The organism is Spongiimicrobium salis, assembly GCF_043678055.1.
GTDB lineage: Bacteria > Bacteroidota > Bacteroidia > Flavobacteriales > Flavobacteriaceae > Spongiimicrobium > Spongiimicrobium salis.
Genome location: NZ_JBHEQA010000001.1, coordinates 1,988,180 through 2,004,446 on the forward strand (window position 1 = coordinate 1,988,180; position 16,267 = coordinate 2,004,446).

The 16,267-nt window shown below is 39.6% G+C and carries 16 protein-coding genes; 9 read left to right on the forward strand and 7 right to left on the reverse strand.

Features of this window, described 5'->3' with window-relative positions:
* Positions 1 to 5: 5 nt before the first annotated feature.
* Positions 6 to 782 (forward strand): amidohydrolase, encoded by a 777-nt coding sequence (locus ACEXOE_RS08685; RefSeq protein WP_394748351.1) that lies wholly within the window; start codon positions 6 to 8, stop codon positions 780 to 782.
* Here ACEXOE_RS08685 and ACEXOE_RS08690 read toward each other — a convergent pair.
* Both ACEXOE_RS08690 and ACEXOE_RS08695 read right to left on the reverse strand, forming a co-directional pair.
* On the reverse strand, positions 766 to 2,382 hold the full coding sequence (locus tag ACEXOE_RS08690) for an Ig-like domain-containing protein (RefSeq protein ID WP_394748352.1): 1,617 nt from the start codon (positions 2,380 to 2,382) through the stop codon (positions 766 to 768). The genes ACEXOE_RS08685 and ACEXOE_RS08690 overlap by 17 nt on opposite strands.
* 102 nt (positions 2,383 to 2,484) lie before the next feature.
* The gene (locus ACEXOE_RS08695; protein ID WP_394748353.1) at positions 2,485 to 3,084 is read right to left on the reverse strand and encodes a ComF family protein; all 600 of its coding nucleotides are present in this window, start codon (positions 3,082 to 3,084) and stop codon (positions 2,485 to 2,487) included.
* 146 nt (positions 3,085 to 3,230) lie between these two features.
* Here ACEXOE_RS08695 and ACEXOE_RS08700 point away from each other — a divergent pair, with 146 nt between their 5' ends.
* The 5 genes from ACEXOE_RS08700 to ACEXOE_RS08720 all read left to right on the forward strand — a co-directional run bounded on the left by ACEXOE_RS08700 (position 3,231) and on the right by ACEXOE_RS08720 (position 8,087).
* On the forward strand, positions 3,231 to 4,127 hold the full coding sequence (locus ACEXOE_RS08700; protein WP_394748354.1) for a hypothetical protein: 897 nt from the start codon (positions 3,231 to 3,233) through the stop codon (positions 4,125 to 4,127).
* Positions 4,128 to 4,288: 161 nt separating this feature from the next.
* Entirely contained in the window at positions 4,289 to 5,833 is a 1,545-nt protein-coding gene (locus tag ACEXOE_RS08705; RefSeq protein ID WP_394748355.1) for a glycine--tRNA ligase, read from the forward strand.
* 128 nt (positions 5,834 to 5,961) lie between these two features.
* On the forward strand, positions 5,962 to 6,534 hold the full coding sequence (locus ACEXOE_RS08710) for a Crp/Fnr family transcriptional regulator (RefSeq protein ID WP_394748356.1): 573 nt from the start codon (positions 5,962 to 5,964) through the stop codon (positions 6,532 to 6,534).
* 95 nt (positions 6,535 to 6,629) lie between these two features.
* Complete coding sequence (locus ACEXOE_RS08715; protein WP_394748357.1) at positions 6,630 to 7,082, forward strand: carboxymuconolactone decarboxylase family protein; 453 nt, start codon at positions 6,630 to 6,632, stop codon at positions 7,080 to 7,082.
* 165 nt (positions 7,083 to 7,247) lie between these two features.
* Positions 7,248 to 8,087, forward strand: coding sequence for an alpha/beta hydrolase (locus ACEXOE_RS08720; protein WP_394748358.1), 840 nt, complete (start codon positions 7,248 to 7,250; stop codon positions 8,085 to 8,087).
* 18 nt (positions 8,088 to 8,105) lie between these two features.
* Here ACEXOE_RS08720 and ACEXOE_RS08725 read toward each other — a convergent pair whose 3' ends face one another.
* From ACEXOE_RS08725 to ACEXOE_RS08735, 3 genes are all read right to left on the reverse strand, one after another.
* The gene (locus ACEXOE_RS08725) at positions 8,106 to 10,184 is read right to left on the reverse strand and encodes a TonB-dependent receptor family protein (protein WP_394748359.1); all 2,079 of its coding nucleotides are present in this window, start codon (positions 10,182 to 10,184) and stop codon (positions 8,106 to 8,108) included.
* Positions 10,185 to 10,265: 81 nt separating this feature from the next.
* Positions 10,266 to 10,808, reverse strand: coding sequence for a DUF3575 domain-containing protein (locus ACEXOE_RS08730; protein ID WP_394748360.1), 543 nt, complete (start codon positions 10,806 to 10,808; stop codon positions 10,266 to 10,268).
* A 45-nt stretch (positions 10,809 to 10,853) separates the two neighbouring features.
* Positions 10,854 to 11,399, reverse strand: coding sequence for a DUF3575 domain-containing protein (locus ACEXOE_RS08735; protein ID WP_394748361.1), 546 nt, complete (start codon positions 11,397 to 11,399; stop codon positions 10,854 to 10,856).
* A 90-nt stretch (positions 11,400 to 11,489) separates the two neighbouring features.
* On the opposite strand from ACEXOE_RS08735, the gene ACEXOE_RS08740 reads away from it, so the two are divergent.
* The 3 genes from ACEXOE_RS08740 to ACEXOE_RS08750 all read left to right on the forward strand — a co-directional run bounded on the left by ACEXOE_RS08740 (position 11,490) and on the right by ACEXOE_RS08750 (position 13,662).
* Positions 11,490 to 11,660, forward strand: coding sequence for a hypothetical protein (locus tag ACEXOE_RS08740; RefSeq protein ID WP_394748362.1), 171 nt, complete (start codon positions 11,490 to 11,492; stop codon positions 11,658 to 11,660).
* Positions 11,661 to 11,789: 129 nt separating this feature from the next.
* A complete protein-coding gene (locus ACEXOE_RS08745) occupies positions 11,790 to 12,554 on the forward strand; it encodes an exodeoxyribonuclease III (RefSeq protein WP_394748363.1) in 765 nt (254 codons plus the stop codon).
* 67 nt (positions 12,555 to 12,621) lie between these two features.
* A complete protein-coding gene (locus ACEXOE_RS08750; RefSeq protein ID WP_394748364.1) occupies positions 12,622 to 13,662 on the forward strand; it encodes an aldo/keto reductase in 1,041 nt (346 codons plus the stop codon).
* Position 13,663: 1 nt separating this feature from the next.
* Here the strand turns inward: ACEXOE_RS08750 and ACEXOE_RS08755 are convergent, their stop codons facing one another.
* Entirely contained in the window at positions 13,664 to 14,716 is a 1,053-nt protein-coding gene (locus ACEXOE_RS08755; protein WP_394748365.1) for a proline iminopeptidase-family hydrolase, read from the reverse strand.
* A 49-nt stretch (positions 14,717 to 14,765) separates the two neighbouring features.
* On the reverse strand, positions 14,766 to 16,127 hold the full coding sequence (gene radA / locus ACEXOE_RS08760; RefSeq protein WP_394748366.1) for a DNA repair protein RadA: 1,362 nt from the start codon (positions 16,125 to 16,127) through the stop codon (positions 14,766 to 14,768).
* Positions 16,128 to 16,267: the final 140 nt, after the last annotated feature.

Here is a 16,267-nt window from a genome sequence, read left to right on the forward strand (position 1 = left end):
ATAAGATGAGTAAAGAACTAAGGGTGGCCCTGATACAAGCACCGCTGATTTGGGAAAACCCGGATGCGAACCTTTCGTATTTTTCTGAAAAGATAGAAGCACTTAGAGCGGAAGTAGATTTGGTAGTCCTTCCAGAAATGTTTACTACGGGCTTTACCATGACCCCCCATCACTTAAATGAAAATGAGGGCTCCAAGGGATTGAAATGGATGTTGTCCATGGCAAAACAAAAAGAAATAGCTTTAGTCGGAAGCATTGCTTTTTTTGAAAAAGGGACCTATGCGAATCGATTGTTTTTTGTACTTCCCAATGGAGATTATTCCTATTACGATAAGAGACATACGTTTACCTTGGCAGGGGAAGATAAAGTATATATGGCTGGGAGAAAGAAATTGATCGTTGACTATAAAGGATTCAAAATCTGCCCTTTAATTTGTTATGATCTGCGTTTCCCGGTATGGGCCCGTAATGTGGAAGATTACGATCTAGTATTGTATGTGGCCAATTGGCCAGAGCCAAGAGTAGCCGCTTGGGATACACTTCTTAAGGCGAGAGCTATTGAAAATATGGCTTATTGCATTGGGGTGAATAGAGTGGGAATAGACGAAAGTGGACATGCCTATGTGGGGCATTCCGCAGTATACGACCCTCTAGGGGAGCAATTGGTTTTCTCGGAGAAAGAAACAGTATTGTATGCCACCTTATCCATAGAGCGCATTGCACAAACTAGGGAAAAGTTAAAGTTTTTGAACGATAGGGATAGTTTTACTGTTCAGGAATAATGAAATTTTCAATTTGATCCCAGTTGGCTCTTACTTCCAAGGTCTTAGGGTAATGACTGACGCGTTCGGGTTGTCGTTTTTCTAAAAAGTTTCCGGTATCCCATTTTCCATTGCCATTTGTATCAAAGATGACCTTAATGGTATAGGTGCCCAAATCAAGATTTTTAAACTCAAAACCTTGGGTTTCCGTGGCATAAATTTCCCGTTCTATTTCTTCCGATGAGTTGAGGAGATGAATGATCAAGGGGTATTCTGCACCGGTAATGGTAAGGCGAACATTGCCATAATCGGTATAGTTTCTTGTAGAAAGGCGATATTCCAGCGTGTCATTCTGTTCTCCATAAAAATCCGTAATGGCACCTGGCAAAAGCGAGAGATTATACCGTTGTTCTGGTTGATGTTCAAAATCAAAATCCACTTTATTTTTAATACGATCTAGTTTCGTCGTAAATGCAACCGCTATGGAGTCTTTGTCCATCATACTGATCTTAGTGGTGTCTACAGCCGTAATAGGTGTAGTTGCACTGATATTAAAAGCTTTTTCAAAACTTAGGGTGCTGCGTTGATTTGGAGTCAGGACAAGAGAGTCTGCCGCAATTTTTCGGGACTTTACGCTAAAGGTATCCATTACCTGAAGTTGCTCATTCGTTACTTTAAAGACAATGGAATCCAGATTAAATGGACTGATCCAATAATTAAGGCTATCTTTTTCTGGTTCTTTGGTGATCAATGTTCTTAGACTGTCCGGTAATTCAGTTAGGGTTTCTATAATTGGCGGTGTTTCTTCCGCTCCCAGATACCCAAAGATAATTTTGTAACGCGATTCAAAACTAGGCACACTCGCACTATAATTGGGAATCTCCTTAAAAAGATTAAGGAGATAGATAGAGTCTGAAGGCACGGTAATAGTATCTGCCAAAAAACCAATCTTATCTGCGTTTTGATCAAAAAGATTGTTGTTGGAAATATCTTGTAAAGCCATTAAAAAATACTTTCCTGCCTTTAAGTTTTTCAATTCAAAAATATTGGTGCTATCCTGCGTATTGGTGATGTAGTTGGGAGGTCTTTTAAAGATAGTGGAATCGGTATACATACTATCTATTTCATAGAGCATCACACTAATGGCAGGATCAACTTCTTTATCATAGGCATCTTTGACCACGCCCAAAATGCTTAATGAGTCAATATAGGTGCCGGTAGAAAAGATATAACTCAGGAAACTATTAGCATTGCCTTCATTGTTATCTTCTACGCTCTGACCAAAGTTAAAGGTGTATGTGGTATTCTCCCGCAGGGTATCCTTTATCTTGATTTCAATAAATTTTCTTGGAGATCCCTGCGGTGTTATTTCAAGAGGATATTTTAGGGGAGGGGAAACAATAAGTTGATTCTGCACATCTTTTAATTTGATGAACTCATCAAAATAGAGTCGTATTTTCTTTGAACTAAAATTAACGGACATATTCTCGGGAACTGCCCTTACCAATACTGGAGGTGTTTCATCTTTCTCCCCACCTGAAGGTGTTCCTCTACGTGCACATTGTACAATGGAAAAAAGGATTACTACTATAAAAAGACAGCCTAAAATACGTTGCACCATAAAATCACAATAATCTGAGGAACAAAGAAACAACTTATTTCATAAAATTTTATTTCCAAAATGGTAAAAGCGTTAGGGTTTTGCTGTTAATCCGTTGTTAAATTAAGGGACAACCGCCATAGTAATGATATAAATAGAAACACCTTCAACTTGTTTTAAGGGCGTTGCACAGGCCTCCAAAGTAGCTCCCGTAGTAAGGACGTCGTCTACCAATAAAACATTTTTATAGCGCAATTGCTCTGGTTGGGGTAGCATGTATAATGCGTTATCGGCATGCGATCGAAATCCCCTATTTTTTTTGGTCTGTGTCTTTGTGTTGGCCGTTTTGATCAGAACGTCTTCTCTGAATGTAGCACCTAGATGATGGGCAATACGTTTTCCAAATGCCGAAACCTGATTGTAACCCCGTTTTCTTTGCTTCCTTTTATGTAAAGGAACAGGAAATACCAGATCAATAGCACTGTAGTCCTCATTTTTGGCCAATATGCTGCCATACCAATCGCCTAAAAAGGTGCCTATTTGCTCTTGATTTTTATATTTTAAATGATGAATTAGGTTTTTTACGATGCCATTTTCATGGAAAAAAAGAAAAGAATTTGCCTTTTTTATGGCAATCCTACCATAAAAAATACGATCAATTGGGCATTCATCGATCAAATTGTACTCGGTAAGTGGTAAGCTATTTCGACAAACGGTACACAATAATCGTTCACCTTTACGCAAATGTGTATTACATCCAAAACAGGCCCTGGGGACTAGGATGGTGTTGATATCATTTAGTATATTTGACGACCAACTATTTAACAAATCTTAGACGATAACCTGCTTAATTTTACCCACTTACTTAAATGGAAGTTCAAGATACTAAATTAAATTACAAAATAATTTTTGCAGCTCTTATTGCTGTAATTATTGGTATCCTAATTGCCTTCTATTATAGTTATGCGCAATCAAAAGCCGACATCAATTTCCTAGAAAGTGAAAAAGAACTTTTGGTAAAAAACCTGACCTTGATGAAGGCCGATGTGGACCGTCTGTCTGCCTTAAATGAGGTAAACGAAATAGAATTACAAGCCTCCAAATATAGAGTCCAACAACTACTGGATTCCGTTGGGCAACTCAACTTTAATATTGAAAAATTAAGAGCATATCAAAAAGAACTCCGCATATTGGAAGCCAAACATGATAGTCTTAAGTCAAGAAATAGCCGCCTAAGGCAGAACAATGCCCTGTTGGCGGAAAAGTTTGAAAAAACCTCTAACCTCCTAGAAGAATTGAGAGGGACGAGCACCACGCTTGCCGAGCAAGAAGCTTTATTGCGCCAAAGCAATAAAGCATTGCGGGAAGAATTGAAAACCAAAAACTATTTAAAGCTGAGGAATGCCCAAGGGAGCGGTTTCCGTTTAAGGGGAACAAGACCGATCAGAACCAATAAAGCTTCTACAATTGAAAAGCTCAGGGGTATTGCAACGGTGGTAGGCAATCCAAATACGGAAAAAGATGTTAGAGTACTGTATTTTCAATTTTTGGGCCCCAATAAAGAGATTATTGAAAACAACGCGAATACCGTATCTGTAAATGGAAATACCTATAGCAAACGTGTAGAAATCATTTTTGAAGGAGAAGAGATAGAAATACGTGATGTCATTACGGTTCCTGAAGGATCCTTGGCACCGGGAATCTATACGTTCAATATTTTTGAGGACGAAAGGTTGCTGGTAACCTCTGAATTTGAATTAAAATAATCATATTCATGTAGGGTAAACCATCTTGCGAGGCAATTTTGGTTTCCGGCTGGGGATACACTCCCGAAGATTTTACAGTTTTAAGTAGTCCCGTTTCCAAAAAGTTTATTTTTTGCAAAGCGAACTCCCAGTAAAATGGGAGAATGTTCTATTTTTGCCAAATGGCAAAACAAGAAGATACGTTTAAGAAGGTGATATCCCATGCAAAGGAGTATGGGTATGTCTTTCAGTCTAGCGAAATTTATGACGGATTAAGTGCTGTTTATGATTATGCGCAGAACGGGGCAGAGTTAAAAAAGAATATCAAAGAATATTGGTGGAAGGCCATGGTTCAAATGAACGGGAACATTGTGGGATTGGATTCTGCAATTTTTATGCACCCTACCATTTGGAAGGCTTCCGGGCATGTAGATGCATTTAATGACCCCCTGATCGATAATAAAGATTCAAAGAAACGATATCGTGCAGACGTTTTGATCGAAGATCATGTAGAGAAAATCAAAACTAAAATCACCAAGGAAGTAAAAAAGGCGGCAAAACGTTTTGGTGATGCCTTTGATGAGGGACAATTTTTGGAAACCAATCCAAGAGTAGTGGGATATCAAGAAAAAATTTCGACTATCATGGGAAGAATGGCCCGTTCCTTGGAAAAAGAGGATTTGGCCGATGTAAAATTACTGATTGAAGAATTAGAGATTGTCTGCCCCGTATCCGGATCTAAGAATTGGACAGATGTAAAGCAGTTCAACCTGATGTTTGGCACCAAATTGGGAGCTTCTGCAGATAGTGCCATGGATTTATATTTAAGGCCAGAAACCGCCCAAGGTATTTTTGTGAATTTCTTGAACGTACAAAAGACGGGAAGAATGAAAATTCCTTTTGGAATTGCCCAAATAGGAAAAGCCTTCCGGAATGAAATCGTTGCCCGTCAATTTATCTTCCGTCAGCGAGAGTTTGAACAAATGGAACTACAATTCTTTGTGCGTCCCGGGACACAAAAGGAATGGTATGAAAAATGGAAGGAAACCCGTATGAAATGGCATTTGTCCTTAGGAATGGACCAAGAGAATTATCGTTTTCACGATCATGAGAAGTTGGCACATTATGCCGATGCTGCTGCGGATATTGAATTTAAGTTCCCTTTCGGATTTAAAGAATTGGAAGGAATTCATTCGCGAACCGATTTTGATTTAAGTAGCCATGAAGAACATTCCGGGAAAAAACTACAGTATTTTGATCATGAGTTAAATGAGAGTTATGTGCCTTATGTGGTAGAAACTTCCATAGGGGTGGATCGTATGTTCTTGGCTGTGTTTTCCAATGCTTTACAAGAAGAAGAACTTGAAAATGGTACAACGCGTACCGTATTAAAACTTCCTGCGGTATTGGCTCCTACAAAGGCGGCTGTTCTTCCTTTGGTAAAGAAAGATGGTTTGCCGGAATTGGCCGAAGATATTTTGAACGATTTGAAGTGGGACTTTAATGTCATTTATGACGAAAAAGATGCCGTAGGACGACGCTATAGAAGGCAAGATGCCAATGGTACACCTTTTTGTATTACCGTGGACCACCAAAGTCTGGAAGATAAGACCGTGACCATAAGACATCGCGATAGTATGGAACAACAGCGTGTTGCCATAGCCGATGTTAAGGATATCATTGCAAAAGAAGTGGATATGAAACATTGGTTAAAACGGGTAGAATAATCTTCTGATCTCAAGAAAATAAGCGCTGGGGGATAAGATGTTCTATTGCATTTTATCCCCTATATTTATGGGATAATCCCAAATCGCTTTTTCTGATTTTTATACTACTAAAAATACCAGAATAATGTATGGAGGAACAACTGCGAAATTATTTCGATCGGTATGTACAGCTTACAGATGTAGAATTTGCCTTGTTCTTTGAACACCTTTCCAAAGTCAGTTTTAAGAAAAAGGACTTTCTGCTGGAACAGGGAAAAGTATGTCAATACCGATTTTTTATTCTGGAAGGCCTTGTGCGTTATTTTCAATCGGATGCCGATGGAAAGGAACATATTGGTTTATTCGGCATAGAAAACTGGTGGGTCACCAATCTAGAGAGCTTTTCTCAGGAAACTCCATCCAGAAATGCCATCCAGGCGTTGGAAGAAACGATAGTACTGCAAATCTCAAAAAAAGACTTAGAAGCAATGTATCTTAAAATCCCCAAATTGGAACGGGTTTTTAGGATCATATCCGAAAATATGCTGGTAGCCTTGCAACGGAGGGATGAGGTGTATATGAAAAGAAGTAGCAGGGAGCGTTATTTTCATTTGGTGGATGGTATTCCAAACTTTGCCCAAAGGGTTCCTCAGTATATGATTGCTTCCTATTTAGATATAACGCCCGAGTATCTTAGTGAGTTAAGGAAAAGTCGTTCATAGCTTCCTTTTACGGTTCAATGCATTTTCTTAAGATGTCTTAAGGGAAGGAAAGAAGTAGTGGAACTATTTTTGGGGGAAATCTAAAAATCAAAGAAATGGAACGTATATCGTATCAAGACATTCCCAAAGGAATGTTTGAACAACTTCGGGAGATAGAAAATTTTATGACTCAGTCTCCACTGGATTGGCAATTGCTGGAATTGATTCGCTTGCGCGTGGCTCAAGAAAATGGATGTGCTTATTGTGTAGATATGCATCACAAAGAATTGGAACATTTGGGAGAGACATCCCTACGCTTGTCCTCACTTTGCGTATGGGAAGAAACACCGTATTTCTCCCCTAAAGAAAGAGTGGTGTTACGCTTTACAGAAGCATTGACAAAACTCCAACCTGGACCTTTGACCGATGCCGTGTATCAGCCTTTGCTTGACTTTTTTAACAAGGAGGAGGTTTGTTACCTGACCTTGGCCATTGCCCAGATCAATACCTGGACCCGACTTATGAAAACCTTTCAATTTACACCCGGGAAATATCAAGTAGCATCCTAAAAGGAAGCTCTTGCGGAATTAAAAATGAAAAAGTGCTATACCTGTCAGGGTTGCACTTTTCTATTATTTAGGTTGGGAAAGACATAAGAATGCCGCATTAGTGGCATAAGGATCTCCTTAAAGATGGTATTAGTTTTGAAGAAAATTATTCAAACCAGGGAGACCATGAAAAGAACAATTCTTATTGCACTAAGCGCAATAATCCTAACCTTGTTGACCGTATTTGTGATTATTGAAGTCCAAGCCCAAAAAGCGCAATTACGAGGCGACTTCATTGAAGAACTCCATTCCGAAATCTTGGATGAATCTAGAAAATTGCTGATTCATCTCCCTAAAGGCTATGGGCAAAATACAAACAAACGCTATCCTATTTTAGTTGCTTTGGATGGAACTTCGCACGATCACATTGTTGCAAATGCGGTACATACCCTAAACTATGCCCAAACATTGTCTGATATTATTATTGTTGGAATTCCCAATACGGACAGAAAAAGAGATTTAACTCCTGAATATATGCACAGGGACAAGGCGTCTGAAGCCATGGGGGAAGGAGATCGATTTTTGGAATTCTTAGAAAAAGAAGCAATTCCGTTTATAGAAAAAAAATATAGAGGAAATGGATACCGCATGTTATCTGGACATTCCAGAGGCGGACTTTTTACCATGTATGCCCTTATGGAGAAACCGATATTGTTTAAAGCGTATTTCTGTCATAGCCCAGCATTTTGGAGAGAGGATAATCGTATTGTAAAAAAAATGAATGATCGTTTGAAAAAAAGCAACAGCTTAAAAGGGTTTATTTATCTAAGCTTGGGAAGTCAGGAAAATGAAAAAATGAAGAAAGGGTTTAATAAAATGGTGGCGCTATTGGAAAAGAATAGACCAAAGGAACTTAAAGTGTCGTCAGAATATACAGAAGGAGGCACGCATCAAACCAATCCATATTATGCAGTTCCACATGCCTTTATGTTATGGCAAGAACAAACCAAACAAATTTTGAAGTAGAAGAACCATCGAACAAACCTATAGCGTATAGCGCAACTGTAATGAACCGTAGTAGTTCCTTCCATCACCAGGATTGAAAAAACGAGGCTGCGCCCCGCCAAAACCTCGGGCGTTGATGACTACGGATCGCGTATATCTTGTATTCCAAAGATTGTTAATGCCAAAATCTACCTGCGCCGTTATGCTTTTGAAAATCCTTTTTTTGTAACCTATTCGTGTGTTGTAGACATTGAAAGATTCACTAGATAAGGTATTGGCATCTGTTAAGGGAATAGCACCTACATACTGATGTGTCGTATTCCAATAAAAGCCGGAAGTGTGTTGAACCTGGATTCCCGAATTCACCCGATGTTTCGGTACACCGGTCAATGGATTCCCGGAAAAATCATCATCGCCATCCCTAAAATCTACAAAACTGTGATCATTAAGGGTATAGCTGATAAAGGGGGTCAATTGCAGCTGTGCGGCAATGGATATGGCATAATTGGCGTCCAATTCCAATCCCTGATGTTTGGTACTCCCGGCATTTCTGCCTATAAACTGATCTTCGGCAATGCGTTCCGCCACCAAAAGATTCTGGACATCCATGCGATACAAGGCCAAATTTAAACGGAATCTTTTACGGTCCAAGGCCAATTGCGTTCCCAATTCATAATTGGTTCCTGTCTCCTGATCTATATCTGGATTGATAGCACCATCTGGTGTCAAAGTCTCTTCAAAACCCGGATTGGAAAAACCTCGGCTGATATTCGCATAAATGGAATGATTTTCCGTGAAATCGTAGTTCAACGTCAAGCTGGGCAATAGAATGGCATCAAAACTGCGTTCCGCACTGGTATTTCCGGCTCCAGTATTGAATTGATCTCTAAAATCAAATTTGGTCTTGTTGACGCTTAAACCCAATTGGGCTTGAAAAGCAGGGGTCAAGGGCAAGGTCAATGTGCCGAAAAGATTGAGTTGTCTTCTGAATTCCTTGGTGGCCCCAATCTGATTTCCTTGTAAACTCCCATTGCCATTGTTTTCGGCAAATAAATTTTCAAAGGTACCATTGTTAAACTCATCATGGTATAATTCTGTTCCTAAACTGTAGTGGGCATCTTGCCCTAAAAAGAGAAAATCGCCCAATAAACGGCTTCGAAAGCCAAAACCATTGGTGAATTCATCGACGATATTAAAAGGGCGGGCCTCAAATTGATCGAGATAGGTATAAAATACACTGCTGATATGTTGCAATCGGGGGCTGTATCTTTGTGCATAGGAAAGTCCTATTAGCGTGTATTTATTAGCTTCAAACCCTTGGGCGGCAAGCCAGTTGGCAGCAGCCTGTCTGGGATTCTCTTCAAAGGCATCTTGACTCAGGGAACTTGGAATCTGAGCGGTATAGTCTACATAGTTCACTAAGAAAGAGAGGCTGCTATTGGTACTGATGTTATACGAGGAATGCAATAAGAGGCCATGGCGATCAAAACTGTTATTTTCCCGGAAGCCATCGGTTTCAAAATGACCATATTGCAGGCCTATAGAAAATTTTTCCTCAGCATGATTAAAACTCAGACTGTTTTTAACGAGATTAAAGGAGCCCGTTGTAAAATTGTTGGAAAAACGAGTGGCTTCTTTTACAAAGCCTTTGGTTTTCAATAAAAGAGCGCCTCCAAGATTAGTGCCATAAGCGGTTCCTTTGGGGCCTTTGATCACTTCTATTTGCCCAAGATTTTCAGGGTCATAAGTTTCCAAAGTAGAAAATCCATTACCGCTGGTTACGGGGATATCGTTGTAATATAGACGTAATTTATCCGTGCCAAAAGGAGTACGTGCCCCTATGCCACGTATAGTGGCTCTGTTAGTGTTCAATGCCCCGGATAAAATATATACTCCCGCAATTTGATTGATGGCCGAGACCGCTTCAATAGGACTATAGTTTTGAAATGTTTTGGGGCCAATGGTTGAAGATGGAGTAATGCCAATAGCACTTTTACTTCTATTGGCATCCAGGAGTATAACTTCGTCCAAGGATATTACACTATCCTTTTTCACCTCTTGACCGAGGAGCATTGTAGTCCATAAAAAGGAACATAAAAATAGAGCAGTGGTCTTCATCTATAGCATTTAAGGCGTCAAAAGTAAGTATTATAACCCGAAAAGCTATGGTCTCAAATAGATAAGGAGATGTTAATTTATCTAAAAACGATACCCTAGGGAAATACCAATACGAGGGACAATATCAGGTGAAACGCCATCCCGAAATACATTTCTACCCAATCCTAGAAAAACTTCTGTAATGAACCCCCTAGGGCTAACAAATTTTCCGCCAATAGCTATTCCTAGTGCAATATCCGTATAAGAATCCGTGTTTCTGGCGGAATTCGTACTAGGATTTGAAAAATCAAAAGTTTCAAATTGACCAGAATTGAGCATGCCAAAGCCTTCTACAAAAAAGCCTTGGGCATATTTTCCAGTGAAAAAATGTCTGTAGAAACCTGTCAGGGCAAAATCTATGGTATTCTCTACAAAATCATCGTCCCTATCCAGATGGAACAAAAAACCTCCCCCTATGGCCCCTTCCTCGTTTAAGAGATACTCGTAATCTGCAGATACGGAATAAAAAGCAAGAAGATTAAAAACATTAAGTTTAATTTCATGTTGGGGAATAGAGTCCTTATGCTGTCCAAATCCGTAAAACAAAATTGAAAACAACAGTAAAACGGTTAATCTTTTTCTCATAAAAACTGAAGTAAAGGGTATTGGATTTTGTAACAGGCTTCTTTGCTAAAAACGATATCCCAGGGAAATACCGCCCCGAGTTACGATTTCCGGAGCAAAATCAGAATCCAATAAATTACGACCAATTCCCGTATAAATCTCTGCGATAAACCCCCTTTTGGTCACAAATTTTCCACCTACGGATATCCCTAGGGCAAAATCTGTATAGGAAGTATCCTGTGGGGGATTTGCAACATCATCAAAAAAGAAGATATCAGAATCCCCGGAATTGAGCATGCCAAATCCTTCCACAAAAAAACCTTTAGCGTATTTATTGGAAAAATATTGACGGTAATAGGGCGTAAAAGAAAATTGACGGAATTCATCAAAAAAATCTTCATCCTCTCCTACATTGAACAGCACACTGATCCCAAGAGAGGCCTCTTCGTTCAAGAGGTATTCGTATTGAAGATCCAGAAAGGAAAATGCAATAAGGTTGAAGGCATTGGTTTTGATTTCGTTTCGGGCTTGAACTACGGAGGCTTGATCCTGACCCTTTGCAGTGTGTAGGAATGCGATACTTAAAATAAAGAGAAGAGATAATTTTTTCATAATAACTTTTTTTGTTTAGCGTACTATTTTTTTGAAAGGATATTCGATTGAGACATCACCTTGAATGAAAAACGTAAGAAAGGGTTCAATATGAATTCAATAGATGGGATGTTGATTTTGGGGGTGTTGTTTGGAGCGGACAAAGTTGTAATACCTAAGATAAAGGGAATACGGGGAAATAGGATGGCATACACCATCTGGAGTATTGTTTTTCTTGTAATCATAGCTTGGTTTAGTGACAAGATACAATTTTCGAAATAAGGTTGCGTATTTATTAAGACTGAATTTAAATAAGATAAGAGTAAAGATTGTTTATGTTGGGAAATAATTGGGAATTCGCCATTTTCCGATACAGGAAACATTCCCTATTTTTGGGAAAAATTTTATCAAGTGAAGATCGTATCCTATAATGTCAACGGAATTAGGGCAGCTCTGAAAAAAGGGTTTTTAGATTGGTTACAGACCGCGGATCCGGATGTAATTTGCCTTCAGGAAATAAAAGCCAATAAGGAACAATTGGAGTTGGAATTGTTTGAAGAAGCAGGATACAAATATCACTACTGGTTCAGTGCCCAGAAAAAAGGATATAGTGGGGTAGCGATACTGTGCAAGGAAGAACCTGATCATGTAGCTTATGGGACGGGAATCGACTATATGGACTTTGAAGGAAGAAATCTTAGGGTAGATTTTAATGGCGTTTCCATTATGAGTATGTACCTGCCATCGGCATCCAATATGGATCGCTTGACGTTCAAATTAAAATATATGGACGATTTACAGGACTATGTCAATGAATTAACGAAAACACATCCAAATTTGATCATCTTGGGCGATTATAATATCTGTCACCAAGCGATTGATATTCACGATCCGGTCAGAAATAAGAATGTTTCTGGCTTTTTGCCCGAAGAACGGGAATGGATCGGAAATTTTATTGAAAGTGGTTTTATCGATAGTTTTAGACATTTCAATAAAGAGCCCCATCAATACTCATGGTGGAGCTATAGGGCCAATGCCAGAGCCAATAATAAAGGTTGGCGCTTAGATTATGGGATGGTCAGTAAGCCTCTGGAAGAACGACTTAAAAGAGCAGTTATTCTTTCGGAAGCAAAGCATAGCGACCATTGCCCCATTCTTGTGGAATTGGACAAATAATCAGAAATAAAACAACGACATTATATTATCCAGATTGCCCGTCATGGGCAATCCTTAAAATTGCATCATGAAATATACCACATTGCCCCGTACTAGTATTGAAGTCAGTAAAATTTGCCTTGGAACAATGACATGGGGTCGGCAAAATACCCAAGAAGAAGGTTTTGAACAAATGGATTACGCTTTGGAACAGGGCGTTAATTTTTTTGATACTGCAGAATTGTACCCTGTCCCCGCAGGAAAAGAATATCATGCACTCACGGAACAGATCATTGGGAATTGGTTTAAAGAACGAGGGAATAGGGATAAAGTGGTATTAGCTTCCAAAATTGCCGGAAAAGCTGATTTTACAAAATATATACGAAGCACAGGCTTTAGTAAAACCTCTATTATTGAAGCGGTTGAAGGAAGTCTCCAGCGTTTACAAACAGATTATATGGATCTGTATCAATTGCATTGGCCCGAAAGAAAGACCAATTTCTTTGGTCAGCGCGACTACCATCATGATGCCAATGATGCTTGGGAAGACAATATCCAAGAAGTGTTGCATACCTTAAAAGATATGGTAAAGCAGGGTAAAATACGGGAAGTTGGACTCTCCAATGAAACGCCATGGGGGACTATGCGCTATGTAGCAGAGAGCAATAAGGATACCACGCTTCCCAAAATGATTACCATACAAAACCCCTACAGCCTATTGAATCGCACTTTTGAAATAGGAAATGCAGAAGTGGCCCATCGTGAGAACATAGGGTTGTTGCCCTATTCTCCATTAGGTTTTGGTGTGCTCAGCGGCAAGTACTTGGGAGGCAAGCAACCTGCAAATGCAAGAGTGACACTTTTTCCAAATTATAATCGATATAGTGGACAGACTGCAGTAGCCGCTACAGAAAAATATTTTGAGTTGGCCCAGGAAAACGACCTTTCCTTAGCACAAATGTCTTTGGCTTTTGTAAATACAAGACCCTTTGTGACCAGTAATATTATTGGAGCAACTTCTATGGAACAGCTAAAAGAGAATATTGGGAGCATAGATGTGGATCTTTCCGATGAGGTGATGAAAGGTATTGAAGGCATTCACAGTGCTATTCCAAATCCTGCGCCTTAGGCTAAAAAGTTTGGGCGTCTACATCCTGAATGAATTGAATGACCCCATTGAAATAGGTTTTTTGGTCATCGTATTGCGATAAGTGACTCCCGTTGGGACAAAACAGATAGCGTCCGTTTTGGACTTCCTTGGACATCCATTCCATATGCTTTGGGTCCATAGTATCGTATTTGGCTCCAATAACCAAAGTGGGGACCTTAATTTCCTTTAAACGGTCTTTGATGTCCCATTCCTTCAACGTGGCATTTCCTGTTATCCCAAATTCGCTATGCCCTTGCATATGCACATACACTTGGCTATTGACATGCTTAAACGTTCTTAGGATAGATTCTGGCCATTTTTCCGGAGCCATTCGCAGTACATGCTCCGTGTAATAATGCGCAAAGAGCAGTTCCTCATATCTGGGGTTACTAAAATCTTCCTTGGTTTCTATGGCCTGAAGTTCCTCAAGTACTTTAGGGTCTAATTGTGGGCCTAACACCTCTTTGGCATAGGCATTATACTCCGGAATACTGCTCACCATATTGGAAATGATCAATCCCTTGAGGTTTTTTTGATATTTCAAGGCGTATTCCATAGCCAAGATTCCACCCCAGGATTGTCCTAAAAGGTAAAAATTACTGTTATCCATGCCCAAAGCTTTTCTGACCTGTTCTACCTCTTCCACAAAACGCTCGGTAGTCCATAAGCTCAGATCATCGGGCTGATCACTATAATAAGACCCCAATTGATCGTAATAAATATATTCTATATCCTCTTGAGGAAAATAACCATCTGCTGCCTCATAGATTTCATGTGTCATTCCCGGTCCCCCATGTAATAATAGAACTTTCTTGGTGGGATTGTTTCCAATACGCTTGGTCCATACGTTAAAAGTGCCTTTTTCTGTAGTAATGGGGATCATTTTAATCCCACCAGTGAATTGATCATCCCTACCTTCAAAACTTAAGTAATCGGAGGTTTTGGTATTGGAGGAATCTATAGGTGATTTCTCTTGCTCTTTACAGCTGAGCAATAAAAAAAAAGAAAGAAAACTGAGAACAATGCACTTCATGACATGGAATTTTAGCTAGGAATTAAAGGTAAGGATAATTTTGGGACCCCTATCCAAAAAGAGCACTGGCAACATCTTCGATTTTAGCAACGAGATGAATATTAATTTTGGTGTCTTTTAGCGTGATTTTGTTGTTTTTGGAGACATAAATATCCGTAAAACCCAGTTTTTCGGCTTCCGAAATACGTTGATCTACCCGCTGTACAGGCCGTATTTCTCCTGCTAGGCCCACTTCTGCAGAAAAACAACTTCCTTTTTCTACCGGAATATCCTCATTGCTCGATAAAATGGCTGCAATTACAGCAAGATCTATAGCGGGATCATCTACAGAAATACCTCCGGTAATGTTTAGGAATACATCTTTGGCTCCCAATTTAAATCCCGCACGTTTCTCCAATACGGCCAAAAGCATATTGAGGCGTTTAACGTTATACCCTGTAGCCGAACGTTGAGGTGTTCCGTATACTGCAGAGCTAACCAAAGCTTGGATCTCTATCATTAAAGGCCTCATGCCTTCTACTGTAGAAGCAATAGCAGTTCCACTTAAATTTTCATTGTTTTTGGAAATTAGAATTTCAGAGGGATTGTTCACTTCCCGTAACCCATTTCCCAACATTTCATAGATGCCCAATTCAGCGGTAGATCCAAATCTGTTTTTTAAAGCCCGTAAAATACGATACACATAATTACGGTCCCCTTCAAATTGAAGCACGGTGTCTACCATATGTTCTAAGATTTTGGGCCCTGCAATAGTGCCGTCTTTGGTAATGTGACCAATAAGAATAACTGGAGTATTGGTTTCTTTGGCAAACTTTATGAGCTCCGCGGTGCACTCTCTTATTTGAGAAATACTTCCTGCGGCCGATTCAATATAATCCGAATGCAAGGTTTGTATGGAATCTATGACAACAATATCCGGCACAACACTTTCAATTTGTTGAAATATATTTTGAGTTTTGGTCTCGGTCAAGATAAAACAAGTTTCGCTATTGGGATGGATCCGATCAGCTCTCATTTTAATTTGTTTCTCGCTTTCCTCACCGGAAACATAGAGTGTTTTATAAGGGAGTTTCAATGCAATCTGAAGCAATAAGGTACTTTTGCCTATTCCGGGCTCGCCCCCCAAAAGTGTTAGGGAACCGGGAACCAAACCATTCCCTAGAACCCTGTTGAACTCTTGGTCAAAAGTGTTTAAACGAGCTTCTTTTTCCGTACTAATTTCATTGACGCGTAAGGGCTTTGCTATTTTTTTTGAAGTATTGGAGGGGCTTTGCCAAGGTGTCTTTTCTTCTTTCTGAATGACTTCCTCTACAATGGTGTTCCATTCTTTGCAGGCAGAACATTGTCCGGCCCACTTTGCATATTGGGTACCGCAATTTTGGCAAAAGAATGCAGTTTTGGTCTTGGCCATATATCTATTCCATGATTTTGGCTAAAGATATTGTGGTTCAAAGTAAAAACCAAGAGGTGGGAACCCGCAATTTAAAAAAGGAAACGTAAAAAGAGTAGCCTGGATTCAGAATAGAAGATTTCGAATAAGGGAAAACCAGG

Bases quoted from the DNA above. Each gene is read 5' to 3' on its own strand.
- ACEXOE_RS08685 (WP_394748351.1), top strand. From the start codon at position 6: ATGAGTAAAGAACTAAGGGTGGCCCTGATACAAGCACCGCTGATTTGG.
- ACEXOE_RS08690 (WP_394748352.1), bottom strand. From the start codon at position 2,382: ATGGTGCAACGTATTTTAGGCTGTCTTTTTATAGTAGTAATCCTTTTT.
- ACEXOE_RS08700 (WP_394748354.1), top strand. From the start codon at position 3,231: ATGGAAGTTCAAGATACTAAATTAAATTACAAAATAATTTTTGCAGCT.
- ACEXOE_RS08705 (WP_394748355.1), top strand. From the start codon at position 4,289: ATGGCAAAACAAGAAGATACGTTTAAGAAGGTGATATCCCATGCAAAG.
- ACEXOE_RS08710 (WP_394748356.1), top strand. From the start codon at position 5,962: ATGGAGGAACAACTGCGAAATTATTTCGATCGGTATGTACAGCTTACA.
- ACEXOE_RS08715 (WP_394748357.1), top strand. From the start codon at position 6,630: ATGGAACGTATATCGTATCAAGACATTCCCAAAGGAATGTTTGAACAA.
- ACEXOE_RS08720 (WP_394748358.1), top strand. From the start codon at position 7,248: ATGAAAAGAACAATTCTTATTGCACTAAGCGCAATAATCCTAACCTTG.
- ACEXOE_RS08725 (WP_394748359.1), bottom strand. From the start codon at position 10,184: ATGAAGACCACTGCTCTATTTTTATGTTCCTTTTTATGGACTACAATG.
- ACEXOE_RS08730 (WP_394748360.1), bottom strand. From the start codon at position 10,808: ATGAGAAAAAGATTAACCGTTTTACTGTTGTTTTCAATTTTGTTTTAC.
- ACEXOE_RS08735 (WP_394748361.1), bottom strand. From the start codon at position 11,399: ATGAAAAAATTATCTCTTCTCTTTATTTTAAGTATCGCATTCCTACAC.
- ACEXOE_RS08740 (WP_394748362.1), top strand. From the start codon at position 11,490: ATGAATTCAATAGATGGGATGTTGATTTTGGGGGTGTTGTTTGGAGCG.
- ACEXOE_RS08750 (WP_394748364.1), top strand. From the start codon at position 12,622: ATGAAATATACCACATTGCCCCGTACTAGTATTGAAGTCAGTAAAATT.
- ACEXOE_RS08755 (WP_394748365.1), bottom strand. From the start codon at position 14,716: ATGAAGTGCATTGTTCTCAGTTTTCTTTCTTTTTTTTTATTGCTCAGC.
- radA (WP_394748366.1), bottom strand. From the start codon at position 16,127: ATGGCCAAGACCAAAACTGCATTCTTTTGCCAAAATTGCGGTACCCAA.